This is a genomic window from Pseudomonas sp. ES3-33 (assembly GCF_000952175.1).
Classification (GTDB): Bacteria; Pseudomonadota; Gammaproteobacteria; order Pseudomonadales; family Pseudomonadaceae; genus Aquipseudomonas; species Aquipseudomonas gregormendelii.
In genome coordinates, this window is record NZ_JZRI01000002.1 from 48907 (window position 1) to 74655 (window position 25749).

Consider the following 25749-nt stretch of genomic DNA (forward strand, 5'->3'; position numbering starts at 1 on the left):
TATATTTCATGGCCAACGCCCTTCCTGCACAGGCATTTTCCAAGGATCAATGCGTGGCCGGCCTGCGGGCGGCGGTCGGGATCATTGAGAAATGGGCAGCGTCCAGCGAGCAGGCCTGCCGGATCCTGCGTATTTCCCGCAGCACCCACACCCGCGCCAAACAACGTGACCCTGACTGGTCGGTGGCGCTGGATGCCGATCAGATGCAACGTATCAGTTTTGTCCTCAACATCCACGCCGCGCTACGCCTGGTGTTTGATAACCCGGACAATGTTTATGGCTTCCCCGCCATGGCCAATCACAACGAGTTCTTCAACGGCCGCTCGCCCCTGGAGATCATGTCCCAGGGGGACATGGTCTCGCTCTATGAGACCTTCCGCCGGATCGACGTCCTGCGGGGTGCACAATGGTGACCCTGGAGCAGTTGCCGACCCTCGCTGGGGAGCCGGTACAGGCTTATCGCCTGGTCAATTCGAAGTTCCCGCCCATCGACTTGTTCGATGACGTGGCCGACGCCCGGGAGTTCGAAGCGCTCTATCAGATCCAGGCACTGACCAACCCCAGGCTCAGGAACGAACTCGGTCAGCTGGAGATGATTGCGGGTAGCGAAATCCCCTTCGGCATTCCCGGCTGTTCCTACGCCACCGCGCCCTTCACCCACGTCAACCCGGGCGGCTCGCGCTTCAGCGATGGCAGCTTTGGCGTGTTGTACCTGGCAGCCTCGATGGAAACTGCCCTGGCGGAAGTGCAACATCACCAGAGCCTGTACTGGTCGAACGTCCGTGGTTTGAACTATGAACGTTTTGTGTTCCGTGGGTTGTCCTGTTCGTTCGTCGATGCGGCGATGAAAGATGCCACCACCGTGGCGATGAACGATGCGATTTACGCGCCCGACGATTACGCGTCATCCCAGCGCCTGGGCAAGGCCTTGAAGCTGGCAGGTTGCCCCGGCTTGCGCTACCGGTCGGTGCGCTTGCAGGGCAACCACTGCTGGGCACTGATGACCCCGAGGCCCGTGTTGTCGATCATCCAGAGCGCCCATTACGAGATGATCTGGAACGGGCAGATCACCGGGGTCAACCAGATACACGAGGCCTGAGCACTGACAGGTCGATACTTGCATCCCGCTCGTTAAAAAGCCGGTCGACGCTATCCGGAAAATGCTGAGCACTGTCCACAATCTGCACACTTTTCTCACCCCAAGCGAACCTCGGGAAAAAACAGCAAAAGCCGTGCGATTACCGGTCATTGGCCTTTGCCGCTGCGCGTGCGAGCCCATACCCTTGGGTGCGGCAATGTCTGCCGGATAATAAAAACACAGCGAGAACCTCACCTTGAAGCGTCCGATCCTAGCTCCCCTGTACCTGGCATTGTTGACTGCACTTGGCGCCCCTTCGAGCCAGGCGACTGACCTGGACTGGGTGGATTCCGCAGTCAGCTCGGTCAACCAGCAAGTCATTGATCTGCGCCGCACCATTCACCAGCATCCAGAGCTGGGCAACCAGGAGGTCAAGACGGCTGCCCTGGTCGCCGCTCAGCTCAAGGCCTCGAACATCGAAGTGCGCACCCAGGTCGGCAAGACGGGCGTGGTCGGCGTGCTCAAAGGCGCACTGCCTGGGCCCGTGGTGGCCCTGCGCGCCGACATGGATGCGCTGCCGGTCAAGGAGGCGACCAACCTGCCCTTCGCCAGCCAGGCAACCGGTGTGCGGCTGGGCAAGACCGTGCCGGTGATGCACGCTTGTGGCCATGACACACACACCGCCATGCTGTTGGGTGCAGCCAAGGTATTGGCCGAGCATCGCGATCAACTGCGCGGCACTGTCGTTTTCCTGTTCCAGCCAGCCGAAGAAGGCGCGGCCGATGTGGACGAGTTCCAGACCGATACCTTGATCGGCGCCCAGGCAATGATTCGCGATGGCGCCATGGACTCGCCCAAAGTCGAGGCGATATTTGCCCTGCACGTAATGGCGGGCTACCCGAGCGGGCACCTCTTCTACAAGGCCGGTACGGTGCTCAACAGCAGCGATTCATTCCGCATCCAGCTCAAGGGGCAGCAGACCCATGGCTCAGCTCCCTGGAGCGGCAACGATCCAATTGTCACCAGCCAGGGCATCATTGCCGCGATGCAGACGCTGGTCAGCCGACGCATCGATCTGACCAAGGGAATGGGGGTCATCAGTGTCGGCACGATCAATGCCGGTTCGGCGGCGAACATCATTCCCGAAACCCTGGAAATGACCGGGACTATCCGCACCAACAACGCCGACATACGCGACAGCATCCTGCAGAAAATGCCGCCGCTGGTCAGTGGCATCGCCAGCGCTTATGGAACCGAAGCCAAGTTGCTGCTGGTGAACAATGCCCCGGTGACCATCAACGACCCGACCCTGACCGAAGACATGGTGCCGGCACTGGAGCTGGCCGCGTCGGGCAAGGTCCAGCGGCTTGAGTCATCGTTGTCGCCCAGCGAAGACTTTTCCTACTACGCCCAGAAGGTACCCGGCCTGTTCGTATTCCTGGGCGCCACCCCTGAAGGCCAGGACATGTCCAAAGCGCCCAACAACCACAGCCCGTACTTCACCGTCGATGAAGCCACCTTCGCGACCGGGGTGAAGGCGCACGTGCAGTTCGTGCTGAACTATCCCGAGCGCGCAAAGGGCAAATCCTGAGTATTCACAACGCTGGAATCAGGTGACCGAGGCGGCCTCATCGCGGGCAAGCCTTGCTCCCACAGGGTTATGCGCCACACTAGGTTACGCATGCCCCTGTGGGAGAACGATGTAGTCGTTCCCCTGGATGATCCCGCTGTGCTCACCCTCGACCAGATGGATATACCGCCCCCCCACCAGGTCGATCGGCAGGCAATCATCCACGTCCATCAGCGCATCAGTATGCGACTGACTCCAGTGTGCCGGCATTTGGCGCTTGCCCTTGGCAGCGGCTTCTTTCCTGTTCCGGGCGACCACCAACAGGTAATGGTGAGCTTCACCAAACACCGATGTTTCATAACCACCCAGGTTGATGAAGTACAGGCGCGGTGAATCCGCTGCCGGTGCCATCGGACTCAACTCGACTTTCCATCCTTCCACACCATCGACGCGCATCCACGAGTCGATGTGCACGCCGGCTGGATGGCCAAACCAGCCTTCTCGCAATTGCCCATAGGTACCCTGAAGGTCATCCGCAACGGCAAACACAACATCATGAACCTCAATCCGCGCCCTGGGATGTTTGCCTCCCAGCATCACCACAAACAGCATTACCGTCCTCCTGATTACGCCAGACTACCGCTCCCCTGAGGCGCCGCAGTTGCTATTGCTCAAAGCGTCCAGAAGACTCCCGATCCTGTTCATAGTGCCTGTCCAGCGCAAAGGCGGGCAACCACGACTCACGACGCGAGGTCCAGCTTACGTAAGTGGGCAGGTTCTTCCCCACACGCCAGCGGCTGTGTACTATCAGCGCGGGCCGATGCTGCCCGCCGCTCGCTTCCGCAAGGAAGGGTGAAAGCATGTATTCATTACCCAAATCCAGTCGCAACTCTTGACGGTCGAGGTTTGGCAACGCGAGCACCAACATGCCTTGATCAAAGGAGCTGTGATGATTTCTATCGAACAAGCCAAGCAAATGGCCAAGCGCCTGCGCGCCTCACTGCAAGCGCACGACCAGCAAGCGTCCCATTCCATGGCGCTGGAACTGGTTGCCCACCAGTTGGGCTACAAGGACTGGAACACCGCTGCGGCGCTGCTACCTGCGCAAGTCCGGCAAACGGCGGTCACCTTCACTAAAGCCATTCCGATCCTGCGAATGTTTGACGAAACCAAGGCGCGGGAGTTCTACCTCGACTTCCTCGGCTTCAGCGTGGAGTTCGAGCATCGTTTTGAAGCGGATCTGCCCCTGTATCTGGGGATCCAGCGCGGTAGCCTGCAACTGCATCTCTCGGAGCATCACGGCGATGCGAGCCCGGGCGCGACGACCTTTGTCCAGATGGACAATATTGAAATGTTCCGTGACGAACTCCAGGCCAAGCGCTACGGCTATGGCCGGCCCGATATCGTCGAGCAAGGCTGGGGCAAGATCCTTGAAGTCCATGACCCGTTCGGCAACCGCATCCGGTTTTGCCAGGCCTGACACTGCCACGGCGGACCGCCGACAGCGGTCCGCTTTTTCACTGATTCGCCGCGTCGAGACCCGAATCCGGAACATTGAGAAAGGCATTCCACAGCGCATACGCATCGTGGTGCCTTTGGGTCGCTTCATCCCACGCAGGCCCGGAAACGCATCGGGCAGATACCAGCAGCATCATGCCCATTGTTGCGGCGTCCAGTTCGATCAGGAGCGAGTGCGATTGTATTCTGAAGTCTTCGACCGATGTCATTGAGTGAACCCCGGGCGGATAGCACCGCCATTGCAGAGCCAAGCCCTGTGAAACATCGAGTGCGGGCATCGTGCAAGATTCAACCGGCCTGACCGCCGGTATCCCTGCATGCCAGCGCGGCTATTGCCACAACCCGTCCGTGCGCCCCGTGGTTGCCAACCACGCCATCCCGACCTATGGTCCTTTCCATACCTATCGCGATCCAATCACTGACCCTCCATTGCCGATAAACAAGCGAGGTGATGACATGCCAAGCGACTCCCGCCCTGCCGTGCTCGAACTGATCGGTAACACGCCGCTGGTGCGTGTCAGCCGATTCGACACCGGCCCCTGCACCCTGTTTCTCAAACTCGAATCCCAGAACCCCGGCGGCTCGATCAAGGACCGCATCGGCCTGGCCATGATCGACGCGGCCGAGCGTGACGGGCGCCTCAGACCCGGCGGCACCATCGTCGAAGCGACTGCCGGCAACACCGGGCTCGGCCTGGCACTGGTGGGTCGCGCCAAGGGTTACCGGGTGGTACTGGTGGTGCCGGACAAGATGTCCACCGAGAAGGTCCTGCACCTCAAGGCCATGGGCGCCGAAGTGCACATCACCCGTTCCGATGTCGGCAAGGGCCATCCGGAGTACTACCAGGACGTGGCCGCACGCCTGGCCCAGGACATTCCCGACGCGTTCTTCGCCGATCAATTCAACAATCCGGCCAACCCCCTCGCCCATGAATGCAGCACCGCGCCGGAAATCTGGGCGCAAACCCAGCACGACCTGGACGCCATCGTCGTCGGCGTCGGTTCTGCCGGCACCCTGACCGGCCTGACCCGCTTCTTCAAACGGGTGCAACCGGACCTGGAAATGGTCCTGGCCGACCCAGTCGGCTCGGTCATGGCCGAATACAGCCGCAGCGGCACGCTCGGCACGCCCGGGTCGTGGGCGGTGGAAGGCATCGGCGAAGACTTCATCCCCTCCATTTGCGACCTGTCCAGCGTGCGCAAGGCCTACTCGATCAGCGACGAGGAAAGCTTCGATCACGCGCGCCAACTGCTGCGGGTCGAAGGCATTCTCGGTGGATCGTCCACCGGCACCCTGCTCGCTGCCGCGCTGCGTTACTGCCGCGAACAAACCCAGCCCAAGCGCGTGGTCAGTTTCGTCTGCGACACCGGCACCCGCTACCTGTCCAAGGTCTACAACGACCAGTGGATGAATGATCAGGGCCTGCTTCAGTACAAACGCTACGGCGACCTGCGCGACCTGATCGCGCGGCGTTTCGAAGACGGCCGGGTGATCAGCGTGGGCCCGGACGATACCTTGCTCACCGCCTTCCAGCGCATGCGCCTGGCCGATGTCTCACAACTGCCGGTGCTGGTGAACGGCAAGCAACTGGTGGGCGTCATCGACGAATCCGACATCCTGTTCGGCATGCAGGAGGACCCCTCGCACTTTCGCCTCAGCGTCGCCAGCGCCATGACCGACAAAGTCCAGACCCTCGCACCCGCTGCCAGCCTGGCGGAACTGCAAGCCGAGCTCGACCGCGGGCTGGTGGCGATCATCGCTGACGCCTCGGGCTTCCACGGCCTGATCACCCGCTTCGACCTGCTCAACCACCTACGGAGATCCCTTGCATGAGCCAGCATGACGAAAACGCCCCGGCCCACGCCTTCGCCACTCGCGTGATTCACGCGGGGCAGACGCCGGACCCATCCACCGGGGCGTTGATGCCGCCGATCTATGCCAACTCCACTTACCTGCAACAGAGCCCCGGCGTGCACAAGGGCCTGGATTACGGCCGCTCCCACAATCCGACGCGCTTTGCCCTGGAGCGTTGCGTCGCAGACCTCGAAGGTGGCACCCAGGCATTCGCCTTCGCCTCGGGGCTGGCGACCATCTCCACGGTGCTCGAACTGCTCGACGCCAACGCCCACATCGTCTCCGGCAATGACCTGTACGGCGGTACCTTCCGCCTGTTCGACAAAGTTCGCAAACGCAGCGCCGGGCACCGTTTCAGCTTCGTCGACATGACGGACCTGGCCGCCTTCGAAGCAGCCCTGGAGGACGACACGCGGATGGTGATGGTCGAGACGCCGACCAACCCGCTGCTGAGCCTGACCGACCTCGCCGCGATTGCCCGCATCTGCCGCGCGCGAGGCATCATCTGCGTGGCCGACAACACTTTCGCCAGTCCGTGGATCCAGCGCCCGCTGGAGCTGGGCTTCGACATCGTGCTGCACTCGACCACCAAATACCTCAACGGCCACTCGGACGTCATCGGCGGTATCGCCGTGGTCGGCCAGAACCCTGAACTTGCCGAGCGCCTGGGTTTCCTGCAAAACGCCGTCGGCGCCATTGCCGGCCCATTCGACGCGTTCCTCACCCTGCGCGGCATAAAAACCCTGGCCCTGCGCATGGAGCGCCACTGCAGCAACGCACTGGACCTGGCGCAGTGGCTGGAACGCCAACCGCAAGTCGCCCGCGTCTACTACCCCGGCCTGCCTTCACATCCCCAGCACGAGCTGGCCAAACGCCAAATGCGCGGCTTCGGCGGCATGATCTCCATCGACCTCAACACCGACCTGGCCGGCGCCAGGCGCTTCCTGGAGAACGTTCACATCTTCGCCCTGGCCGAGAGCCTGGGCGGTGTAGAAAGCCTGATCGAACACCCGGCCATCATGACCCACGCCACCATCCCGCCCGAAACCCGGGCACAACTGGGCATCGGCGATGGACTGGTGCGCTTGTCGGTGGGGGTTGAGGACGTGGAGGATCTGCGTGCGGATCTGGCTCAGGCGTTGCAGAGGATCGACAACCCAATGTAGAAGCGAGGTTGCTCGCGATGTGAGCAAGAGCGATGTGGAAATTCAGGTACGCAGCGCCAGCGTTAACGCCCATCGCGAGCAAGCTCTTACAGTCGATGGGTGCGTCTGTGCAGTGGAATATGAATCAGAAAAATGGCAGGGGCGGCTGGATTCGAACCAACGCATGGCAGGATCAAAACCTGCTGCCTTACCGCTTGGCGACGCCCCTGTATCGATCGCGACGAGTGCTGGGCACTGTCTTTTTTGATGGTGAAGCGGGTGAGCAACGGCGAGCGTTGCTACGTTCGCTGCCAGTCCGCTGAGGCCCTGTGCAGGAATGGGCGCAAATTTACCAACTTCTGCGCCATGTTGGAAGCAAAAAGTGGAAATAATTTTGTTTTAAAACAGCTGCTTATCGTATTCGCAGGTTTGCACCGGCGACTTGGCTCATTTGACCTGGCCGCCGGACAGATCGGATTCAGCCCTTGGCCGCCATCGCCGTGACTTCCACGCGCATCCCTTCCACCGCCAGCGAGGCCACGCCGACAGCGGCGCGTACGGGCCATGGCTTGGCGAAAAAGCGCTTGTAGACTTCGTTGAAGGCGGCGCGATCGGCCATGTCGGTGAGGTAGATGGTCAGGTGCAGGACACGATCCATGGAACTGCCGGCGCGCTCCAGCGCAACCTTGAGTGCCTGCAGGGTGCATTCGCTTTGCAGGGTGATATCGCCCAGCTCCAGGCTGCCATCGGCGTGGGTCGGGATCTGCGTGGAAACCAGCAGACCGCCGAAGCCGGCCACGTCGGAGGAGATGGAATCGGCGTCGGGATCAGGGACGAAGGTGATGTCTTGGTTGGCCATGGGGGTCTCTTTCATAAAGTGATCGGCTGGGGTACGCCTTGAGCGGGCATAGTCTACAGCTGCTGCGCGATGGTGTGGATGGTTGACGCGGCGGATCTGTGTCATGCGCAGGGAGACTGGCAACAGGAATCCATTGTGGCTGGCAGGGATTACTGTGGGAGTTGCAGAATTTGGAAGAAGGTTCTCCAACAAAGGATTAGCCGATTGAGTCTAGCAGCGCGGGGTCATGGCCTATCCTTCCACTCAATTGATCACTGCGAGTAGCGTCATGACCACCCCTGAGTCCGCCCTGCTGCAAAGCTGGCACCATAACGCCCGCGCCTGGATCGACGCTGTCCGCAGTGGCTCGATCGAAAGCCGCCGCCAGGTCACCGACCAGGCCATTTTATTGGCAATCATGGGCCGCCAGCCTGAGCGAGTGCTGGACCTGGGCTGTGGCGAAGGCTGGTTATTGCGGGTGCTGGCTGAACGCGGGATCACCGCAGTTGGAGTGGACGGCGATACGACACTGGTCGAGGCCGCGCGGACGGCGGGCAGCCCACAGGTCTACCTGGCGAGCTATGAAACCCTGGTCGATGCGAAGGTCGACATCGGCCGCGACTACGACCTGATCTGCGCCAACTTTGCCCTGCTGCACCAGGACATCATCCCGCTGCTCAGCGCCATGAACGCCCTGCTCGCCCCCGGCGGCGCGCTGGTGATCCAGACGCTGCATCCCTGGGCTGCGGCAGCAGGCGACTATCAGGATGGCTGGCGATCAGAGACCTTCGCCGGGTTTACCGGGCACTGGCAACCCATGCCCTGGTACCTGCGCACCTTGTCCAGCTGGTTCAACGCGCTGGACATGGCGGGCTTTCAACTGGTGGGCCTGCAAGAGCCGCAGCACCCGCAAAGTCCGTTGCCGCAGTCGTTGCTGATGGTGGCTGAACAGCGTCTCCCGGGCGTTTAACCTGGGCACCCTCCACGACCGCCCGGCTCAAGGGCTGTGCTCAAGGTCGTTCATGTTGTTCTTTGCCAGTGCAGCTCATTGTGGCCACAGATCGACCGGAAAATATTTCTGCGAGATTTGCGTGTACTTGCCCGTCTCATGCAATTGCGTGAGTGCCTGGTCGATGCGCTCCTTTAGCGCGGTATCGCTTTTGCGCAGCCCGGCGCCGACGCCCAGGCCGTACAGCAAGGGGTCCATCTTCACGCTGCCGGTGCCTTTCTCTTCATATGCCGCGCCATCTGCGGAGCTCAGGAAAGCAATATCGCCGAGCTTGTCGAGAAACATGACGTCGATACGCCCGGCCAGCAGGTCCGCGTTGCAATCATCCTGGGTGGCATAGATGCGAATCTCGGAGTCCTTGCCGTAGGCGCTGCGGATGAACTCGGCGTTGGTGGTGGAACCCTGCACGCCGATGGACTTGCCTGCCAGGCCTTGTGGGGTCAGCGTCAGCCGGGTGTCCTTGGCCGCGACGAAAATCCCTGTGGTTTCGTAGTACGGACGGGAAAAGGCAATCACTTTCTGCCGTTCCGGGCTGATGCCCATGGAGTTGAACAACACGTCGAACTTGTTGGCGAGCAACGCCGGAATAATGCCGTCCCACGCCACCTCCTTGATCTCGCACTCGGCTTTCATCTGCTCGCACAGTGCCCGGATCAGGTCGGGTTCAAAGCCGGTGAATTGCCCGGTGGGCGTCTTCACCAGGAATGGCGGGTAAGGCTCGGCGGCCACACCAAAGCGCAGCTTGTCCTCGGCTGCACTGGCGGGAGCCGCGAAGGAACATAACGTCATGCCGACGGCAGCCAACAACGTCAAATTGCGCAGCATTGATTTCATGGTCAGTCCTTTTTTCTCAGGAAAATGGTTCGATAGCGCGGCTTGCTACACCCCGGGTGACGGCAATGGCAGCCAGCCCTGGATGTTTTGCCAGTCCGCTTCGAGGGCGGCAAAACGTGACAGCGAGAAGCTGGAGATGTCGGCAAAACTGCAACGGCCGTCGACCACCAGATCGCGAATCGCATGACCGCTCGCCGGCGACAGGCCGAACCCGACCCCCGACAGGGTGGCCACCGTCACATTATCCAGCGCGGCGGGCCGGTCGATCACCGGGCGCCCGTCGGGGGTATTTTCGATGAACCCGGCCCAACTGCGGATCACCCGCTTGTGCGCCACCTTGGGAAACAGTTCGGCGAGCCGTCGGGCAATATTGCATTGCAGCGGAGTGGACTGCGCACGGTTGCGGCTGACGTCGCGCAGGTCGACCCACTCATGCGGCCCGCCGCCATACGCCAGGTTGCCGCGCAGGGTCTGACGACCGTACAGGCCATTGCCATCCACCCCGCCCACCTCCAGTAGCGGCAGTGGCTCGGTAACGATCATCTCGGCGCGTGCAGTCACCAACGGAATCTCGACGCCGAGCTGAGCGGCCAGTTCACCGGTATGCGGGCCTGCGGCGATCACCAACTGGTCGCACGAAATCAGCCCCTGCGCAGTGCGCACGCCGGTGACACGGTCACCCTGACGCTCGATGGAAAGAACCGGCGAGTGCTCGAGCAAACGGCCACCAAGATTCTTCAGTGCCCAGGCATAGGCCTGCAAGGTGCGATGCGGGTTGGCGTGGCCGCCAAAATGGTAGTAGTAGCCGGCCAATACGTTGTCGCCGGCAATGGGCACCACGTCACGCACCTGTTGGGGGTCGAGCCGGTCGACGCGCAACCCGTACCAGGCGGCTTCGTCGACAACCTTTTCATCGATCGAGACCTGATGCTCGGTCAGATCGATACTGATGCGATCCGGACGATATTCGGTGGGATAACCGAGCAGTTCGTCCATCAGTGGCCACAGCCGTTGCTCTTCGACGAACAGCGGACTGTGGTGGTGGGAACAGCCGCCGCCATTACGGCCCGAGGCGCCCCAACCGATCAGGCCCGCTTCAAGTACCAGCACGTCAACGCCATCGCGGGCCAGCCACCAGGCGGCACTCAGGCCAGTCACTCCTGCGCCGACGACGATCACGGATGCACGGATGCACGATTTCTTCACTGCGCGCATGGTGTCAGCCCTCGACAGGTGGCGTATGGGTGGTGCCCGTCGGGCGCCGGGCCACCGTTTGTTGCCCGGTGCACAGCCAGAACGGCGTCCACTGGGACGGCATGTCGAACCAGGCATCCCAATGACCGAACATCTGCGGCGTTTCCTCGACCTGACCCAACTGTCGCATCGACAGCGGCCGCACGGGCGGGCGAAACGAGGCCAGTGCGATACCGTCGACACTCAAGCCGGCACTGATCCCCAGCAAGGTCGCCACCTGTTCGCGGCAGCGCCGCCCCTGGCACGGGCCCATGCAGGCGCGGGTCAGGCGCTTGGTCACGTCCGGATTCGGCAGCGACGAAGTCATCGCACTCTGCACGGCAGCATCGGCCGGTGTCCATTGCAGATAGCGCGGCGGTTGCTGGCCTATGATTTCACTGGCTGTGACCTCTTCGCACAGGCATACGTAGGGCTCATTGCGGGCATGCACAGTGGATGCGCGGACCCACGCCGCACGAATTGCGGCGACATCGAAGACGGGGCCGTCCGGCAATGGCGCGGGTTCGGGCGGCGGCGTGACTACGCCCAGGGCCGCCAGCGCGGTGTGCGCAGCCACCCGGCCTTCGTGCCTTGCGATGGCATCGTCGAGGCTTTTCGCCGTCCAGGTTCCAGCGCAGTCCCCGGCCACCAGGATAAACGGCAACGACGAGCGCTGCGCCCGATCAATGTCGGGGACATGCCCGCCGCGTCCGGCCTGGAAGGAGGTGCGGCAGCCGGCTGCTTCGACCAGTTCGATCGCCGCAATAGCGGCCAAGCCGAGCAGTACCGTGTCACATTCAATCTCTGTTGCAACCCCGGGCAGTGGACGCCCCGCCCCATCGATCGCAACAGCAGTGATCCCCTGCACGCCGCGCGCATCTGCGCGCGCCTCGCCAATCACATGCCCGCTCAACACCTGGGCGCCTTGCGCCACCAACAGGTCGAGTAGCGCAGGGTCAGCGCTGACCCGGTCAGCCTGCTCGACGATGGCCACGATCTGCACACCCTTGGCGATCAGCGCATGGGCCGAGACCAGCGCCTGGGTGTCGCTGCCGAGTAACACTGCACGTTTGCACTCCAGCGCGTCATAGACAGTGGCCAGACGATGCGCAGCGCTGACCCCCATTACGCCGGGGTGATGCCAGCCGTCAAACGCCAGGCCCATGTCCCGTCGTCCGGCGGCGACTATCACTTGCCTGAAGCGCAGCAAACTGGCCTTGTCTTCGTCGGCCAGGCCGGCAATCGAGCCCTCGATCCAGGCGGTGGTGCGCTGTTGCGGGAACAACCCCCACACCGCTGTGCCCAGTCGCACATCGACCCCGGCGTCGAGCGCCTCGGCGATCTGCGGACGCGCATCAAGCAGGGTCTGCAGCACGCTATTGCGATTGGCGACTGCGGCGCCCATACGGCCTCCGAAATGCAACGGCACTTCTTCTCCCATGGTCTCCAAAGGCAGTGGATTTTCGTCCACCAGCGTCACGCGCAGGCCATGCCCGGCAGCAGCCAGGGCGGCAGCGAGCCCCGCGGGCCCGGCGCCCACGATGAGGATATCGGTCTCGTCGCTGACCGGCGGAGCCTTGCCAGCCACCGAAGCGGGATCGTAATAGGTGTCTGGATCGAGAGGTTTTGTCATCGTTGTACCCTCGCAAGGACGTGCACAGTAATTGACTAGAACAGCGAAGAAGGCGGCTTGACATCGCCCTCGGCAAATCGCGACAGGCGCAGCTGGCGCATGTCCAGGCCCGGATTGCCCGAGTCGATCCAGTCCGCCAGGATCTTGCCGACGATGGGGCCCATGGCAAACCCGTGGCCGCAGAAGCCGGTGGCCACTGCCAGGCCGCGGGGCGAGGTGTGCGCGTCGATCACCGGAATACCGTCCGGCAACACATCGATGCCGCCGGCCCAGCGGTCAACGATCTGCGTATTCACCTGATCGGGAAACGCCGCCTTGAGCGCACGCATCGCGCTTCCCAGGCCCTTTTCATTGGGCTGCAGCAATGGATTGCGCTGGTGAATCCCGGCGCCCAGCCGCGATGCCTCGGACCACGGCATGCGCTGGTGCAGATCGCTCAGGCAGGCGCCGTTGAGGTTGAAGCGAAACGATTTGCGGTGTGCCCACAGCGAAGGCGCATACCAATGCAAAGCCCGCAGATGGCCAAGCGTCATGTCGACGTCGACATGAGCGTCGTCGGCCACGTTGAAGCTGCCGTCCAGCCGCTGGCGGAAGCCCACACCGTTGGCAATCGTGGAAATACCGCTCAGGGTCGGCCCAACGCTGGTACGCGCCACCGTGCCCCGTACCAATTGCTGCGGCAGGGAAATACCCAGCATCTTCAGCAGTCGAAAAGTGCTGACACCTGCCGCGCACACCACGGTTTTCGCCTTGACGTAGCCACGCTCGGTTTCCACTCCCACCACCTGGCCGGCAGCGACGTCGATGCCTTTGGCACCGCACTGTTCAATGATCTGCGCGCCGAGATCCCGGGCGCGCATTGCGAAGGCGCGGGCCACACGTGTGGGTTCGGCCTGACCGTCGCTGGCGGTATACAGGCCGCCAAGCTGCGGCATTGCGTAACCCGGCAGTTTTTTTTGCACCTCCCGAGGCGAAAGCATCACCGTATCGACCGCGAAACTGCGTGCCACTGACAGCCAGGAGGCATAACCCTCGCGCTCAACCTCGTTGCCGGCGACGAACAGGCAGCCGTCATTGCGCCAGCCCAGGTCGGTCTGCAGGTCGTGCTCCAGCGAACGCCAAAGCCCGATACTGGCCTGCATCAACGGCACTTCGGCTTCGTCACGGGACTGCTGGCGAACGAAGCCCCAGGCCCGCGAAGATTGCTGCCCGGCAATGATGCTTTTATCAATCAGCAGAACCCTGGCCCCCGCTTTGCTAAGGTAGTACGCACAGGCACACCCCATCAGACCGCCGCCGATGATCGCCACGTCGACTGCTTCCGGCAGGCGTTGGTCCTGGGGCGCCGAGCGGCTATCGAATGCCATTGCTGGAGTGTTCATGAGGGCCACCGTCCGCTGGAAAAAAGACGCGTAGCGCCGCGTCGTTGTTTCAATCAAGAATGTGCCCCGTACTGGCGAAATAACAGTGATGTATCTGCATTAATCCCATGTGAGGAGCGCATAGAACATGAGCCGCCAACTGCCATCCATCGAGCTTCTGCAGGCCTTCCTGACGGTGGCGAAGACCGGCAATTTCGGCAAGGCTGGCGAGCAGCTCAACCTCAGTCAGAGCGCGGTAAGCCGCCAGGTTGCGCAACTGGAGGCGCGCCTGGACAGCCGCCTGTTCGAACGCCACACCCGCAGGATCGTCCTCACCGCCGAGGGCCGCTCGCTGGTGCCGGTGGCCGAACAGGTCATCGGCCTGCTCTGCGATGCCTCGCACATGCTCGCCACCGTCGGCCGTAGTGTCAGCCTGCGTGCTCACCCGACCATGGCAGCGCGTTGGCTGATCCCGCGGCTCACGACGTTTTATGGTATGCACCCGCAAGTCACCGTAAGCGTGGATACGGTGTATCACCGCTTCCCTGACTTCGCGTTCGAATCCATAGACGCCATGGTCGCCTACGGCACCGCCACCTGGCCGGACTTCGAAGCACTGCAATTGTGGGAAGAAGAACTGATCCCGGTGTGCTCCCCGACCTTGCTCGCCGGGACCACACCGCAAAAACTGCTCAAGAGTGCGCGGCTGGTAGACTCGAGCATGGACCGTCTGGACTGGCGGCGCTGGGCTGAGTACTACCCGGACTCAACCGGCATCGATAACGCTCATTTGACCTTTGATACGCTGGAGTCGGCCATCGTCGCGGTGAAATGCGGCCAGGGGATTGCGCTGGTTGATGCGGTGCTGACCGATGACGAATTGCGCAGTGGGCAGCTGGTGCGAGTGCATTCGGGCCGCATCGTGACCGGGGGGCGGTACACGCTGGTGTATCCGCGGCGGGTCAAGCATTCGAGTGGGGTTTCGGAGTTTCTGCAGTGGTTGGGGCAGGAAGCGGGTCTCGACGCTGCCCGCACCTGAGATTCGTTGGCGAATCAGCGATTGCTACTGACCCTTGCAACTCAACCCCGATCCTTCGTTGTGCGGATCAGGTTATTTCGCAGCTTCACTATCGCTTTCTGCATGTTCACGAAATCCTCCGGATCAAGCCCCGTCTGCGGGAAGCCATCTTTCGAGAGCCCTTCACGCAACTTGCGGCCTTCACTGGTCAGATTGATGCGCACCTGGCGTTCATCTTCCGGGTCGCGTTGACGGCGCAGATAACCCATGGCTTCGAGCTTCTTCAGGATGGGGGTCAGCGTATTGGATTCCAGAAACAGTTTCTCGCCAAGGCTGCCAACGGTCTGGTTATCCTCCTCCCACAGCGCAACAAGCGTGATGTATTGCGTGTAGGTCAGCCCTAGCCGTTCAAGCATTGGCTTGTAGGCTTTACCGAAGGCGAGGTTGGAGGAATACACGGCAAAGCACAGGAAGTCGGAAAGCTTCAGATCAAGGGCGGCGGTCTTTTCATCGGATTTCATCAGCATTCTCGGTGGTCAGCGACGGATGGGCGCATGGCCGGACTATACATCGCATGCGATGGTGTCGGTAGTGCTCCCCTCCTCCCAGGTCTCAGCGAAATGCGCCAACACCGGCCCACCAGAATCGATCCTGGCAAGCCGGCGCTGCGTTGGGTTACTCAGTGCGCACGTTGATAGCGACCTCAATGTTGCCGCGGGTGGCCTTGGAGTACGGGCAGATGGCATCCGCGTTATGCGCCAGTTCGGTGGCCACCTCGTGCGTCAAGCCGGGTACCCGCAGGGTCAGTCGGGCTTGCAGGAAGTAGGCTGCGCCGGTCTGGCCCAAGTCCACTTCGAGGTCGACGGCCGTATCGGCTGGCAGGGTCACTTTCATTTGCTGGGCGGCCAGGCCTACCGCTGCGATGTAGCAGGCCGACCAGGCGCCGGCGAACAGTTGCTCGGCCTTCGGGTGCGGCTGGACGCCGGTGAACACGTGCTCAGGGGTGGCGTTCGAGGGGGACGACAATTCGATGTCGAGGTTGCCCTTGTTACCGTTATAGGTGGTGTGGGTTTTGCCGGTGACCAGTACTTTTTCGATCTTGCTCATGATTGAATCCTCAGGACTTTATGTATTTGTACGATCTAATCGCATGCGATGCATATAACAGAACTTAAACGGCGGATCCGATGATCCAGTTATTGCCGTTGTGGCCACGAACAGCAGGGTCAGTGCAGATGGGGCTGTAGCAGGTACTTTTGGTGTTCATGCCCGGGTCTCCAGCGATTGGGTTATTTTCAATCGCTGCCGACTTGATCGCATGCGATGTAGTTATAGTCACGCAAAGCCCCATTGCTGTCAAAGCCTATTTTAAACGTCGACGACGAGCGGTCGGCGCGCAACCTTTGGCTGCGCGCACTCCACTTGCGAGTTACACCGTTGACTGCAGGGCCTTGGCCGAACGCGCTTTGAACGCCAGCCCGAAGCAAAAGAATATCGCCAGCGAAAACCCGGCCGGAAACAGCCAGATGCTCGTCCGGTCATGGCCGCCGGTCAGCGCAAAGTGATCCGTCACCTGCCCCGCCACCCAGAAGCCAATCAGCATGCCCACACCGTAAGTGGCCAGCGTGATCAGCCCCTGGGCCGAACTCCTGTAACGCTCGGAGGCCTTGGCGTCGGTGTAGATCTGTCCGGAGACGAAGAAGAAGTCGTAGCAGATGCCGTGCAACGCAATGCCGGTGAACAGCATGAACGCCAGGTCGCCGTTGTCGCCGTAGGCGAACAACAGGTAGCGCAACGCCCAGGCGAGCATGCCCACCAGCAGGGCGATCTTGATGCCGAAGCGCTGGATGAAACGCCGCCGTGGAACAAGCCGGTTACCGACCCAACCTGATGGCCGTGCAGTTTCGCTCCCGACGTACCGGCAACCTGGTGATCCTGGTGCCCACCATCGCCAACAGCTTTTTCGCCAAGGTCATCAGCGGTGCGCAACAGGCCGCCCAGCTCGCGGGCTACCGGCTGTTGCTGTGCGATACCCAAGGCCGCGAAGCCATCGAGCGCGAGTTTGCCGAGCTGGTGTACGCCCACCAGGCCGACGGCGTGATCCAGTTGCGCGCCTATGACCCTTTTGCAGCGCCCTTCCCCGGCGCCGAACTGCCGCCGATCGTCAATGCCTGCGAGGTGATCCACAACGGTCGTCACCCCAGCATCAGCCTCGATAATCGAGCGGCGGCCAAGGCCATGACCGAGCATCTGATCGAACTGGGTCATCGCCGCATCGGCCTGATCAAGGGCCCGAAAAGCAGCCCGCTGACTCGTGATCGGGTCGCCGGGTATCAGGATGCATTAAACCAGGCCGGCATCGAGGCCGATCCCGCGCTTGTCTGCCATGGTGATTTCACCCTCAAGGCCGGTGATGACGGAGCAGCAGCTATGCTGGCACTGCCCGACCGCCCCACAGCGCTGTTTTGCGAGAACGATGAAATGGCCATCGGCGCATTAAAACGCATCAGGCAATCGGGCCTGCGGGTCCCCGAGGACATTTCCCTGGTGGGCTTTGACGACATCCCGTTTGCGGCGTACTGCGATCCACCGCTGACGACCATCTCGCAGCCGGCCGAAGCCTTCGGCCAGCGCGCCGTCGAGATGCTGATTGCGCTGATCGAGAAAAAACCGCTGGCCGAACGGCACGTGGTGCTGCCCTTTGAATTGACCTTGCGCGAGAGCACTGCGCGGGTTCGACAACACTGACCCTCAGCACCACTCCATATGGGTGGTTTGCCACTGCGGGTCGGGGTCCACGGCGATCAACCGAAAATCACGCTTGCGCCAGAAGTCGATGGCTCCCGGTAGGAAGGGATGCGTGTGCAGGTAGATCACCTCGACGCCGGCCTGCACCGCCAATGCCTTCAACGCACTGTACAGCTGGCTGGCCAGCCCCGAACGGCGCAACCCTGGCTGCACGAACAGCCGCACCACTTCCACCACCTTGAGGCCGCGGTACTCGAGTTGTTGAAAACGGTGGTCGTAGGGCAGATAACCAATGGAGGCGACGATCCGGCCTTCATCACGGACCAGCAGAAACTGCCCCTCGCCGTTGAGATACACCTCTTCGAAATTCAATAGATCCGCAGGAGTGCCGGTGCCACTGAGCTTTGGGAACAGCTCGGCGCGAGCCTGCATGAGGAAAGTGTCGAGCTCGGGAATGTCGGCCCGGGTGGCGGGCTCAATGTTGGCTTGTCGATGCGTGGTCAACTTATGCGCCTTTTTCTTTATGCCCATTTTGAGTGCACGGGTACGTTAGATTTCGGATAGGAAATCAATGGGAAACCACACTGATCCATCGGCTGGATCTAGCGCCCGTCAAGTCGGCGGCAGATACCGAATGCCGGCTACAACGAACCAGTGGGGCAGCAACTTTTCGGGGCGAAAAACGGTGAAAACCGAAAAATCTTGAGCGAACCATTCTGGCGAGGTCTGGCGGATCTTGTATCAGTCTACGGGAAGTGGCAGGCGATCATGCGCAAGCGTCAGCAAGGGTTGCAAACCAAGCCTGGGGACTCGATGAGAATCGACCGGCATTCGATCATAAATCACCAGGCGCGCATTGAAGATCGCAATCACAGACACGCAGAAGTCTGGGCGAGTCTGAGCGTTGTATCGGCAACCCGCATCAATTAGCTGCTACTCAACTGAGATTACAAGCCCCAGCAGTAGGGCAACACAACGACTGCGTAGACGTTACTCTGTGAGAGTTGTCGTAGGAAATATCCCTCACAGAAAAAGGAAAACGGACAGCAAATTCCGGACCAATCCTACTTAACAACCATCTCAAATAATGAATAATAATCTCGCACTGAAAGGATGTTATAAATTAAAAGGACGCCTGCATGAATATTAAAGAAGCAACTTCACTAGAGCATGAAATATGCGCAGCAATTGCTGCATGCAAATCAGTTGAAGATTTAAACGAAAAATGTATTGAAGTGACAAAGCAGATGAACTTTGACTATTTTCTGTATCGCATTCAATATCCAACTCCTTTCACAAACCCTCGAATCAAAATATTGGGAAACTATCCCCTTGGAAAACCTACGCCCAAAGCAACCAACCACAGGACTACGGGTCATCTGAAAATAGATTCAGAACAACTGAAATCGTTTAACTCGACGCCAATCACATCGCGTAAAATAGAGTCACACAGTAAAATATACTTTTTTACTCAATCCGCACAGAAAAACGACGGCATACACGAGCAAACCATTATAGCAAGGACCGGCCGTAAGATCACACAACCAGAACTAGTAGCCGTTCGAGCACTAATTAACAGCATTACGACTGAAATATACAACAAGTTTCTTGCGATTGACGGCCAAAACACAAAAGCCGTGGTTTTAACGCCGAGAGAGAAGGAAATATTACTCTGGGGAGCAGATGGAAAAACCTCAGAAGAAATCGCAATGATTTTAGGAGTTTCGCAGAACTCAGTAAACTTTCACCACAAGACAATTCAGAAAAAACTTGGCACCTCCAATAGGGCGCAAGCAATTGCTCATGCAATAATCAAAGGATACTTATGATCGCATGCCGCGAGGACACTATAGACATTCCAAATTTTAGTCCTTTCGATAGATCCAAGAGTATTGGTAAGTTTTCTGTTCAACCCTGTGGGTTCGACGCCTGTAACTACCCCAGTCCTGGCCGGAACAGTAAGTGCATATCCCTGTTGTTTGAATTTGCATACCATCCAATCCTTCGGCTTCCAGCAAATAAAAACAATACATCGGGAGATCCAACCATGCCTCGCCATGGCTGACCGGTGCTCGAAGCCCGCTGTCAACCAATTTTGACCTTTGAGGTTCACGTGACCAAGGTGCTGACCTGCCACACCACAGATGCCCATGTATCTGCTCAATTTTATCAACAAGTTGTGCCCCGACCTCATAGCAACATGATTGTATGGAAGGACCAAACGCAACCCGCAGGCCGCCTAAGGAGACGCCGGCGAGTCGGAAAGTACTGAAGGAATTCTCGATAATTCCAGCCGCCAGTCCTTGCCAACCACCATGTATTGCTGCAACGAACTCATCCGTTTGAGAAGCTATAAGAATGGGCAAACAATCTGCCGTCACAATGCCGATAGGCCGCCCCGTGCGTGTGAACACTGCGTCACCTGCAATGGTACCCGCTGTCTCCTCCTCACCTACTTCAATTACGACAGCACCATGTTTCTGAGCGCAATAGAAAAGTCCCGCAGGCGCACAAGTATCACGCACAGCGCCAAATGAATGAGCAACAGGTAGAGCGTTAAGATTATCAGCGAAAAAGGCCATCTTCACCTCGCTTTAGAGACTCAGCCGTAGTTATAACAGGACTGGAACTCAGAATCAAAATAGAATTTACTGTAGACCCGTACCGTCAGGCGAAAATAGACAATTCCAACCAAACGTCAATGCTTGCTTATGGCAAAAGCACAAGCCATGCCAAGTTTAACTACCAGATTTTGTAGGTGCAGCTTCACTGAACTGCATCTATAAACCTACCTACACAAACAGATCCTTAGAATCTTAGTTAATTGACAAAGGTGCACGGAAGTCCTATGACCCAACATATAGAAAATTTCAAAATACGTTGTGGAAGTGTGACCTGCAAGAAGCCGAAGAAAATACTTTTGATTATGCACGAAGCAGAAAACTCGAGTGGCAAGGGTTTCTACAACCTCCAAACATACCTACACACCCACAATTATGACTCGATTAAAAGTTGAATAATGAGTGGGAGCGGTCTACCTGGCTTGTGCTTAGTCGCAACAGGCGCTAAACAGCCATTTGTACCGGACGGAACTGAGCAGAGGTCATCGCTGGCCATTTCAGAATCCTTAAAATACCTGCCACTCTCCGAGTAAATCTGACTATCGATCAAGAAATTACGATGTGCTTGTCATTGGCCTCTTGGCAACAAGGACGTTGAGATTCGCCGCTCTACTGGATCATGCTGAAGGGCATAATTTTAAACTTCTGAGCATTTACCGACAGGAAAACGCGATACAAGGATCAGTCACAGTGCCCCTCACCCAGCACCCTCAGCCCAACAACCAGCGCATCAACCAACACCCGAACCTTGGGCAGCGCCTCGCGACTTTTGCTCCAGGTCAGGTGGATCTCCATCCCGTCGCAGGCCAATTGCGCAAGCACCTCGACCAAGGTCCCGTCTTTGAGCTGCTGCTCCACCAGCCACCGTGGCAACTGCGCGATGCCGCAGCCAGCCAACGCAGCCATCCTCAAGCCCTCGCCATTGCCCACCACCAGAGGCGGGTTTACCTGGCTCCTGTGCGTTGCGCCCTGTTCGCCCGCAAAGCTCCAGGGATGGATGCTTCCATCCACCCAGCCATAGGCAATGCACTGATGCTGCTCAAGATCGTGTTCGTACAGCGGAGTGCCATGACGGGCCAGATAGTCGGGGGATGCACAAAAAATATGCCACTCGCGCCCCAGCAGGCGATGCCCGACCGATTCCGGCCAGGTGTTCGCGCCCCCGATGCGCAGCACAATGTCCGCGCCTTCCTGCAGCGGATCGATAAAACCATCGCTGAAGGATATGTGCGGCATCAGCAAGGGATGATCCTTCGCAAACTGCAAGAGGATCGGCAGCACCCGGGTGCGCCCAAATGCACCCGGCAGGTCAAGGCGCACACGGCCGCGAGGCTCGGTGTTTTCGCTCTGGAGTGACAGCTCAGCCTCTTCGAGATCGGCAAGCACGCCCTTGCACGTACGCAGGAATGCGACCCCGGCGTCGGTCAGCGACAGCCGCCTCGTTGTACGGTGGAACAGTTGCACCCCCAGGCGTTTTTCCAGCCGGGCGATGCCTTTGCTGATGGCCGAGGCCGTCAGGTTCATTTTCTCCGCAGCCGCCGTGAAACTGCCGAACTGTGCGACGCACACAAATACATCGATACCTTTCAAGCGTTCGGAGGAAAACATATGCACCCTGTATTCATGAATTCAGTTCATGTGCTTCGATAAAAAGCATCCTAAATCAGAACCCAGGGCAACAGTAAACTGGGAATCAACACATTGATGATGGTTCTCGAATGCTGGCCACGCTTAAACGCTATCCCTCCTCCATTAACCTGCTGCTGGGCGCGTCACTGGTGTTGACCCTCGCCCGCGCGATCACCTTGCCCTATCTGGTCATTTACTTGTCGGGCCACTTTGGCTTGAGCGTCGCCGATATCGGCCTGGCGATCGGCAGCACGCTGATCATCGGCTCGCTGCTGAGCCTGTATGGCGGCTTCCTGGTGGACAGGATGTCCAGTTACCAGCTCATCCTCATAGGCTGCGGCGTGTTCAGCGGCGGATTTCTCGGTGCGTATCTGGCACCCGTCCTGTGGCTGTTCTACCTATGCCTGGTGCTGATCAACCTGGCGTATGCCGTTATCGACATCGCAGTGAAATCCGGATTTGGCAGCCTGCTCCCCATGGACCGCCGCAGCGAAGCGTTTTCCATCAAGTACACACTGACCAATATCGGCTACGCCGTCGGGCCATTTCTGGGAGCCGGGGTGGCGGCCCTGGACATGAGCCTGCCCTTTTTGCTGTCGGCGGGACTGGGCGTCGGGTTTTCCTTGGTCTACTTCGTGTGGGGTGACAGGCGCCTGACGAGTGCCGGCCCGGGCCTGCAGCCGACGCCATTCCTGGCAGTCGGCAGGTTGTTGCTGCGTGACTACCGGCTGGTGTGCTTCACCTTGGGCGGGTTGCTCAGTGCCGTGGTTTTCGGCCAATTCACCGCGTATCTCTCGCAGTACCTCGTGGTCACCACCACACCCCAAGAGACGTACCGGATTATCAGTACGGTAGTGGCGACTAACGCCTTGATGGTGATCAGCCTGCAATACAGCATCGGCAAACGGATCAGCCACCGACACCTGAACCTGTGGCTCGCAGGGGGACTCGGCATGTTCATCCTGGGGCTGGCAGGTTTTGCACTGTCGACCACTTTGCTGCTCTGGGTCCTTTCCATGGCCATTTTCACCGTCGGTGAAATCATCGTATTCCCGGCGGAATACATGTTCATCGACAACATCGCACCGAATCACCTGCGGGGCATGTACTACGCAGCTCAGAACCTGAGCAACGTCGGCGCAGCACTCGGGCCGGTCCTTTGCGGAATAGTTCTGGCCATGCAACCTGCGCACTACATTTTCTACATGCTTGCGATGTTCGTGATAGCCGGGGGAATGCTCTACTTGCTGGGGGTGTCCATTTCAGCAGCGGTTACGACCGAAGTTGAGAATTAAATGCCCAAACCCTGCACAATCACCGGCTTTTTTCTCGACAGGAAACCCCCATGCAAAGGATTGTGACTCTAGGCAATGCCGGTAGCGGCAAATCCACTCTGGCCCGCGCTTTAGGCCAACAGCTGGGCTTGCCCGTTGTGCCATTCCTACATACCCTGGCCGCTGCCCCAGGTACCTGCCGCGTTACAACCCGATAGGGCTGCCGCCTGGCAGCTTCAGCGGGCTGGATCGAACCCCTTCCCGCTCCACAGGTCTGCTCTTCTATCACTCCTTTGGAATCACACCCATGTCCGCTCACCAGAGCCTCGTCGTCCTTGCACGGGGCGGTTACGCCGCTCGAGGCGTCATCTATTTGATCATCGGCATCTTCGCCCTGCTCGCCGCCCAGGACTCGACAAAACCCAAGGACAGTCACCGCAGCCTCGAGGCATTGCTGAGTCAGCCATTCGGTTATGTATTGGTCGGCCTGGTGGTGGCCGGACTGCTTGCCTTTGCAGCCTGGCGGGTGCTGCAAGCCGTGCGCGACGTTGATCATCACGGCAGCAACTTGAAGGGGCTGGTGATTCGTGCCGGCTTGCTGGCAGGAGGCCTGGTCAACGGGGCGTTGGCCTTTTTTGCCCTGGGCCTGCTGGTCAGTGGCCTCAAGAGTTCTGGCGGTGATGGCGGTTCGCAAACCAGGGACCTGTTGGCGCAAATTCTGTCCTGGGAACATTCGAACCTGCTGATCTACCTGATCGCCCTCATCCCTTTCGGCGTGGGCATTGCTCACCTGATCAAGGGCTGGAAGGCCACGTTCGAGAAGTACTTTGAAGCAGATGAAGACGTCATGCGTTACGTCCGCCCCGTCTCGCGCTTCGGTTTGATCGCCCGGGGGGTGGTGTTTCTCGAAATTGCTGTTCTGTTGGCGATCAGCGGTTCCAACTACAAGGCCATGGACCCACCGGGGATGAAGGACGCCCTCGATGCCTTGCAGAACTTACCGGCCGGCGCTGTGCTGTTGATGGTGATGGCCCTGGGGTTGATCGCATTCTCGGTCTACAGCTTTGCCGAAGCTGCATGGCGCAAGATCAACATGGACGTACCTGGAGTGGCCGGCAGGTAGGGCTGGCCATTCGATAATAAGCTTGGGGAGCAAGGCTTGCCCGCGATGAGGCCCGGATTTATTGATCCAGGCCTGCCGAAAATTCGGCACAATCGATCTCTTCCAACGAGAGTCTCCCCCATGCTGATCGATGAAGAGCTAACCCTGAAAAAACTCGAGGTGTTCCTGGCTTTCATGCGCACGGGCAACCTGGCTCGGGCCGCCGCCGAGTTACAGACCAGCAACGTCAGCGTGCACCGCGCCATTCACTCGCTCGAAAGCGCCTTGCGCTGCCCGCTGTTCAAGCATGAGGGCCGCAACCTGACGCCGCTGGAAAGCGCCTATGTGCTGGAAGAGCGCGCGCAGAAGCTGATTCAGGACGTCGTCGAGAGCGTGCGCCTGACCCGTGAAGCGGCAGGCTTTTCCGCCGAACGCTTCAAGTTGGGCTCGCTGTATTCACTGACTGTGAAGACCGTACCGCAGCTGATCATGGGCCTGAAGATTCGCCGCAGCGAACTCAATATCGACCTGATCCTGGGCTCCAATTTCGACCTCTTGTACAAGCTCAAGAACATGGAAGTCGACGCGATCCTGGTGTCGCTGGATGACAGTGTCAACGATCCGGACTGCGAGCAAATCCCACTGTTCTCGGACGATATCTTCCTGGCCACGCCCGCCGAGTCGACATTCGCCCAGCGCGCAGAAGTCGACCTGGCGGAAGTGCGCGATGAAACGTTCATCACCCTCACCCAGGGCTTCGCCACCCATCAGGACGGCAATCGAGTATTTAAGCAAGCGGGATTCGAGCCGAAAGTGGCCATGCAGGTCAACGACATTTTCACCCTGCTGAGCATGGTCAGCTCGGGGGTGGGTTATGCGTTGCTGCCGGGGAGGATTGCGGCGGTGTATGAGAACCGGGTGAAGTTGATTCCGTTGCAGGCGCGGTATCGGTTGCAGCAGCATATCGGGGTGGTGTTCCTGAAGGCCAAGGAGCGCGACCCGAATTTGCTGGCGTTGTTGGCGGAGTGTCGGATGTATGCCAATCTGCATGCTTGACACCGGGGTGAATCAATCGCGAGCAAGCTTTGCTCCCACATGAATTGCACTTTGCTTCTGTGGGAGCAAGGCTTGCCCGCGATGGCGTCAGAGCGGGTTAACCGACAATCCCCCGAACAATGAAGTACAGCAACGAAGGCCCAAGCAGGCACCCAAGCCCGGTGTGGAAAGTCGCCGTCAGCGCCCCATAAGGCACCAGCCGCCGATCAGTCGCAGCCAACCCTGCCG

General features: G+C 59.6%; 24 protein-coding genes, 1 tRNA gene and 4 pseudogenes. 14 read left to right on the plus strand and 15 right to left on the minus strand.

All coding sequences use genetic code 11. The annotated features are described in order from the left end of the window. The first annotated feature begins 8 nt into the window (after positions 1-8). From UB23_RS00235 to UB23_RS00245, 3 genes are all read left to right on the plus strand, one after another. Complete coding sequence (locus UB23_RS00235) at positions 9-413, plus strand: hypothetical protein (protein ID WP_045057382.1); 405 nt, start codon at positions 9-11, stop codon at positions 411-413. Continuing rightward, positions 407-1099 (plus strand): RES family NAD+ phosphorylase, encoded by a 693-nt coding sequence (locus tag UB23_RS00240; RefSeq protein ID WP_045057383.1) that lies wholly within the window; start codon positions 407-409, stop codon positions 1097-1099. The genes UB23_RS00235 and UB23_RS00240 overlap by 7 nt, the downstream gene beginning before the upstream one ends. A 235-nt stretch (positions 1100-1334) precedes the next feature. Then, entirely contained in the window at positions 1335-2669 is a 1335-nt protein-coding gene (locus tag UB23_RS00245; RefSeq protein ID WP_045057384.1) for an amidohydrolase, read from the plus strand. An 84-nt stretch (positions 2670-2753) separates the two neighbouring features. Here the strand turns inward: UB23_RS00245 and UB23_RS00250 are convergent, their stop codons facing one another. Continuing rightward, on the minus strand, positions 2754-3260 hold the full coding sequence (locus tag UB23_RS00250; protein WP_045057385.1) for a DUF1543 domain-containing protein: 507 nt from the start codon (positions 3258-3260) through the stop codon (positions 2754-2756). Between the two features lie 337 nt (positions 3261-3597). On the opposite strand from UB23_RS00250, the gene UB23_RS00260 reads away from it, so the two are divergent. Then, positions 3598-4128, plus strand: a complete 531-nt coding sequence (locus tag UB23_RS00260) for a glyoxalase superfamily protein (RefSeq protein ID WP_045057387.1) — start codon at positions 3598-3600, stop codon at positions 4126-4128. A 37-nt stretch (positions 4129-4165) separates the two neighbouring features. Here UB23_RS00260 and UB23_RS00265 read toward each other — a convergent pair whose 3' ends face one another. Then, the gene (locus UB23_RS00265; protein ID WP_045057406.1) at positions 4166-4375 is read right to left on the minus strand and encodes a hypothetical protein; all 210 of its coding nucleotides are present in this window, start codon (positions 4373-4375) and stop codon (positions 4166-4168) included. Positions 4376-4622: 247 nt separating this feature from the next. Between UB23_RS00265 and UB23_RS00270 the strand changes: the two genes are divergently transcribed. Together UB23_RS00270 and UB23_RS00275 are read left to right on the plus strand one after the other, a co-directional pair. After that, positions 4623-5999, plus strand: coding sequence for a pyridoxal-phosphate dependent enzyme (locus tag UB23_RS00270; RefSeq protein WP_045057407.1), 1377 nt, complete (start codon positions 4623-4625; stop codon positions 5997-5999). Next, positions 5996-7186 (plus strand): trans-sulfuration enzyme family protein, encoded by a 1191-nt coding sequence (locus tag UB23_RS00275; RefSeq protein ID WP_045057388.1) that lies wholly within the window; start codon positions 5996-5998, stop codon positions 7184-7186. Before UB23_RS00270 ends, UB23_RS00275 begins: the two co-directional genes overlap by 4 nt. A gap of 133 nt (positions 7187-7319) precedes the next feature. Here UB23_RS00275 and UB23_RS00280 read toward each other — a convergent pair. Both UB23_RS00280 and UB23_RS00285 read right to left on the minus strand, forming a co-directional pair. Beyond that, a tRNA-Gln gene (locus UB23_RS00280) sits at positions 7320-7394 on the minus strand. Positions 7395-7643: 249 nt separating this feature from the next. Continuing rightward, complete coding sequence (locus UB23_RS00285) at positions 7644-8024, minus strand: RidA family protein (protein ID WP_045057389.1); 381 nt, start codon at positions 8022-8024, stop codon at positions 7644-7646. Positions 8025-8292: 268 nt separating this feature from the next. Between UB23_RS00285 and UB23_RS00290 the strand changes: the two genes are divergently transcribed. Next, positions 8293-8973 (plus strand): class I SAM-dependent methyltransferase, encoded by a 681-nt coding sequence (locus tag UB23_RS00290; RefSeq protein WP_045057408.1) that lies wholly within the window; start codon positions 8293-8295, stop codon positions 8971-8973. Between the two features lie 75 nt (positions 8974-9048). Here the strand turns inward: UB23_RS00290 and UB23_RS00295 are convergent, their stop codons facing one another. Genes UB23_RS00295 through UB23_RS00310 form a run of 4 tightly spaced genes read right to left on the minus strand, consistent with a single transcriptional unit; the run spans position 9049 to position 14094 of the window. Continuing rightward, the gene (locus tag UB23_RS00295) at positions 9049-9846 is read right to left on the minus strand and encodes a transporter substrate-binding domain-containing protein (RefSeq protein ID WP_082069091.1); all 798 of its coding nucleotides are present in this window, start codon (positions 9844-9846) and stop codon (positions 9049-9051) included. A gap of 45 nt (positions 9847-9891) precedes the next feature. Continuing rightward, positions 9892-11061: an NAD(P)/FAD-dependent oxidoreductase gene (locus tag UB23_RS00300; RefSeq protein ID WP_045057390.1), complete on the minus strand. Its 1170-nt coding sequence runs from the start codon at positions 11059-11061 to the stop codon at positions 9892-9894. Between the two features lie 4 nt (positions 11062-11065). Beyond that, positions 11066-12712, minus strand: a complete 1647-nt coding sequence (locus tag UB23_RS00305; RefSeq protein ID WP_045057391.1) for an FAD-dependent oxidoreductase — start codon at positions 12710-12712, stop codon at positions 11066-11068. Positions 12713-12747: 35 nt separating this feature from the next. Next, entirely contained in the window at positions 12748-14094 is a 1347-nt protein-coding gene (locus UB23_RS00310; RefSeq protein ID WP_082069092.1) for an NAD(P)/FAD-dependent oxidoreductase, read from the minus strand. 127 nt (positions 14095-14221) lie between these two features. On the opposite strand from UB23_RS00310, the gene UB23_RS00315 reads away from it, so the two are divergent. After that, on the plus strand, positions 14222-15112 hold the full coding sequence (locus tag UB23_RS00315) for a LysR substrate-binding domain-containing protein (protein WP_045057393.1): 891 nt from the start codon (positions 14222-14224) through the stop codon (positions 15110-15112). 41 nt (positions 15113-15153) lie between these two features. On the opposite strand, the gene UB23_RS00320 is transcribed toward UB23_RS00315, so the two are convergent. From UB23_RS00320 to UB23_RS00330, 3 genes and pseudogenes are all read right to left on the minus strand, one after another. Next, a complete protein-coding gene (locus tag UB23_RS00320; RefSeq protein WP_045057410.1) occupies positions 15154-15612 on the minus strand; it encodes a MarR family winged helix-turn-helix transcriptional regulator in 459 nt (152 codons plus the stop codon). A 154-nt stretch (positions 15613-15766) separates the two neighbouring features. After that, positions 15767-16198, minus strand: a complete 432-nt coding sequence (locus tag UB23_RS00325; RefSeq protein WP_045057394.1) for an Ohr family peroxiredoxin — start codon at positions 16196-16198, stop codon at positions 15767-15769. A gap of 322 nt (positions 16199-16520) precedes the next feature. After that, positions 16521-16943, minus strand: a pseudogene (locus tag UB23_RS00330) (MFS transporter); the annotation flags it as partial. On the opposite strand from UB23_RS00330, the pseudogene UB23_RS00335 reads away from it, so the two are divergent. After that, positions 16943-17839: pseudogene (locus tag UB23_RS00335) on the plus strand (transcriptional regulator CytR); the annotation flags it as partial. The pseudogenes UB23_RS00330 and UB23_RS00335 sit on opposite strands and share 1 nt — an antisense overlap. Positions 17840-17842: 3 nt before the next feature. On the opposite strand, the gene UB23_RS00340 reads toward UB23_RS00335, so the two are convergent. After that, positions 17843-18271 (minus strand): GNAT family N-acetyltransferase, encoded by a 429-nt coding sequence (locus tag UB23_RS00340; protein WP_236695809.1) that lies wholly within the window; start codon positions 18269-18271, stop codon positions 17843-17845. Positions 18272-18978: 707 nt separating this feature from the next. On the opposite strand from UB23_RS00340, the gene UB23_RS28100 reads away from it, so the two are divergent. Further along, positions 18979-19668: a helix-turn-helix transcriptional regulator gene (locus tag UB23_RS28100; protein ID WP_082069093.1), complete on the plus strand. Its 690-nt coding sequence runs from the start codon at positions 18979-18981 to the stop codon at positions 19666-19668. Between the two features lie 36 nt (positions 19669-19704). Here UB23_RS28100 and UB23_RS28105 read toward each other — a convergent pair whose 3' ends face one another. Both UB23_RS28105 and UB23_RS00345 read right to left on the minus strand, forming a co-directional pair. Then, positions 19705-20421 carry a polyphenol oxidase family protein gene (locus UB23_RS28105; protein WP_082069094.1) on the minus strand — a complete coding sequence of 239 codons (717 nt, stop codon included), beginning with the start codon at positions 20419-20421 and terminating at the stop codon, positions 19705-19707. A 720-nt stretch (positions 20422-21141) separates the two neighbouring features. Next, positions 21142-22068: a LysR family transcriptional regulator gene (locus tag UB23_RS00345; RefSeq protein WP_045057397.1), complete on the minus strand. Its 927-nt coding sequence runs from the start codon at positions 22066-22068 to the stop codon at positions 21142-21144. Positions 22069-22178: 110 nt separating this feature from the next. Here UB23_RS00345 and UB23_RS00350 point away from each other — a divergent pair, with 110 nt between their 5' ends. The 4 genes and pseudogenes from UB23_RS00350 to UB23_RS00360 all read left to right on the plus strand — a co-directional run bounded on the left by UB23_RS00350 (position 22179) and on the right by UB23_RS00360 (position 25521). Next, a complete protein-coding gene (locus UB23_RS00350) occupies positions 22179-23384 on the plus strand; it encodes an MFS transporter (RefSeq protein ID WP_045057398.1) in 1206 nt (401 codons plus the stop codon). Positions 23385-23434: 50 nt separating this feature from the next. Then, a pseudogene (locus tag UB23_RS30620) lies at positions 23435-23557 on the plus strand (AAA family ATPase); the annotation flags it as partial. Positions 23558-23670: 113 nt separating this feature from the next. After that, a complete protein-coding gene (locus UB23_RS00355; protein ID WP_045057399.1) occupies positions 23671-24486 on the plus strand; it encodes a DUF1206 domain-containing protein in 816 nt (271 codons plus the stop codon). Between the two features lie 120 nt (positions 24487-24606). After that, positions 24607-25521 carry a LysR family transcriptional regulator gene (locus tag UB23_RS00360; protein ID WP_045057400.1) on the plus strand — a complete coding sequence of 305 codons (915 nt, stop codon included), beginning with the start codon at positions 24607-24609 and terminating at the stop codon, positions 25519-25521. Positions 25522-25618: 97 nt separating this feature from the next. On the opposite strand, the pseudogene UB23_RS29015 reads toward UB23_RS00360, so the two are convergent. Continuing rightward, positions 25619-25749 (minus strand): annotated as a pseudogene (locus UB23_RS29015) (malonate transporter subunit MadM); the annotation flags it as partial.

Bases quoted from the DNA above. Each gene is read 5' to 3' on its own strand.
- UB23_RS00235 (WP_045057382.1), top strand. From the start codon at position 9: ATGGCCAACGCCCTTCCTGCACAGGCATTTTCCAAGGATCAATGCGTG.
- UB23_RS00240 (WP_045057383.1), top strand. From the start codon at position 407: ATGGTGACCCTGGAGCAGTTGCCGACCCTCGCTGGGGAGCCGGTACAG.
- UB23_RS00250 (WP_045057385.1), bottom strand. From the start codon at position 3,260: ATGCTGTTTGTGGTGATGCTGGGAGGCAAACATCCCAGGGCGCGGATT.
- UB23_RS00260 (WP_045057387.1), top strand. From the start codon at position 3,598: ATGATTTCTATCGAACAAGCCAAGCAAATGGCCAAGCGCCTGCGCGCC.
- UB23_RS00265 (WP_045057406.1), bottom strand. From the start codon at position 4,375: ATGACATCGGTCGAAGACTTCAGAATACAATCGCACTCGCTCCTGATC.
- UB23_RS00270 (WP_045057407.1), top strand. From the start codon at position 4,623: ATGCCAAGCGACTCCCGCCCTGCCGTGCTCGAACTGATCGGTAACACG.
- UB23_RS00275 (WP_045057388.1), top strand. From the start codon at position 5,996: ATGAGCCAGCATGACGAAAACGCCCCGGCCCACGCCTTCGCCACTCGC.
- UB23_RS00285 (WP_045057389.1), bottom strand. From the start codon at position 8,024: ATGGCCAACCAAGACATCACCTTCGTCCCTGATCCCGACGCCGATTCC.
- UB23_RS00290 (WP_045057408.1), top strand. From the start codon at position 8,293: ATGACCACCCCTGAGTCCGCCCTGCTGCAAAGCTGGCACCATAACGCC.
- UB23_RS00295 (WP_082069091.1), bottom strand. From the start codon at position 9,846: ATGAAATCAATGCTGCGCAATTTGACGTTGTTGGCTGCCGTCGGCATG.
- UB23_RS00300 (WP_045057390.1), bottom strand. From the start codon at position 11,061: ATGCGCGCAGTGAAGAAATCGTGCATCCGTGCATCCGTGATCGTCGTC.
- UB23_RS00305 (WP_045057391.1), bottom strand. From the start codon at position 12,712: ATGACAAAACCTCTCGATCCAGACACCTATTACGATCCCGCTTCGGTG.
- UB23_RS00310 (WP_082069092.1), bottom strand. From the start codon at position 14,094: ATGAACACTCCAGCAATGGCATTCGATAGCCGCTCGGCGCCCCAGGAC.
- UB23_RS00315 (WP_045057393.1), top strand. From the start codon at position 14,222: ATGAGCCGCCAACTGCCATCCATCGAGCTTCTGCAGGCCTTCCTGACG.
- UB23_RS00320 (WP_045057410.1), bottom strand. From the start codon at position 15,612: ATGAAATCCGATGAAAAGACCGCCGCCCTTGATCTGAAGCTTTCCGAC.
- UB23_RS00325 (WP_045057394.1), bottom strand. From the start codon at position 16,198: ATGAGCAAGATCGAAAAAGTACTGGTCACCGGCAAAACCCACACCACC.
- UB23_RS00340 (WP_236695809.1), bottom strand. From the start codon at position 18,271: ATGCAGGCTCGCGCCGAGCTGTTCCCAAAGCTCAGTGGCACCGGCACT.
- UB23_RS28100 (WP_082069093.1), top strand. From the start codon at position 18,979: ATGAATATTAAAGAAGCAACTTCACTAGAGCATGAAATATGCGCAGCA.
- UB23_RS28105 (WP_082069094.1), bottom strand. From the start codon at position 20,421: ATGGCCTTTTTCGCTGATAATCTTAACGCTCTACCTGTTGCTCATTCA.
- UB23_RS00345 (WP_045057397.1), bottom strand. From the start codon at position 22,068: ATGTTTTCCTCCGAACGCTTGAAAGGTATCGATGTATTTGTGTGCGTC.
- UB23_RS00350 (WP_045057398.1), top strand. From the start codon at position 22,179: ATGCTGGCCACGCTTAAACGCTATCCCTCCTCCATTAACCTGCTGCTG.
- UB23_RS00355 (WP_045057399.1), top strand. From the start codon at position 23,671: ATGTCCGCTCACCAGAGCCTCGTCGTCCTTGCACGGGGCGGTTACGCC.
- UB23_RS00360 (WP_045057400.1), top strand. From the start codon at position 24,607: ATGCTGATCGATGAAGAGCTAACCCTGAAAAAACTCGAGGTGTTCCTG.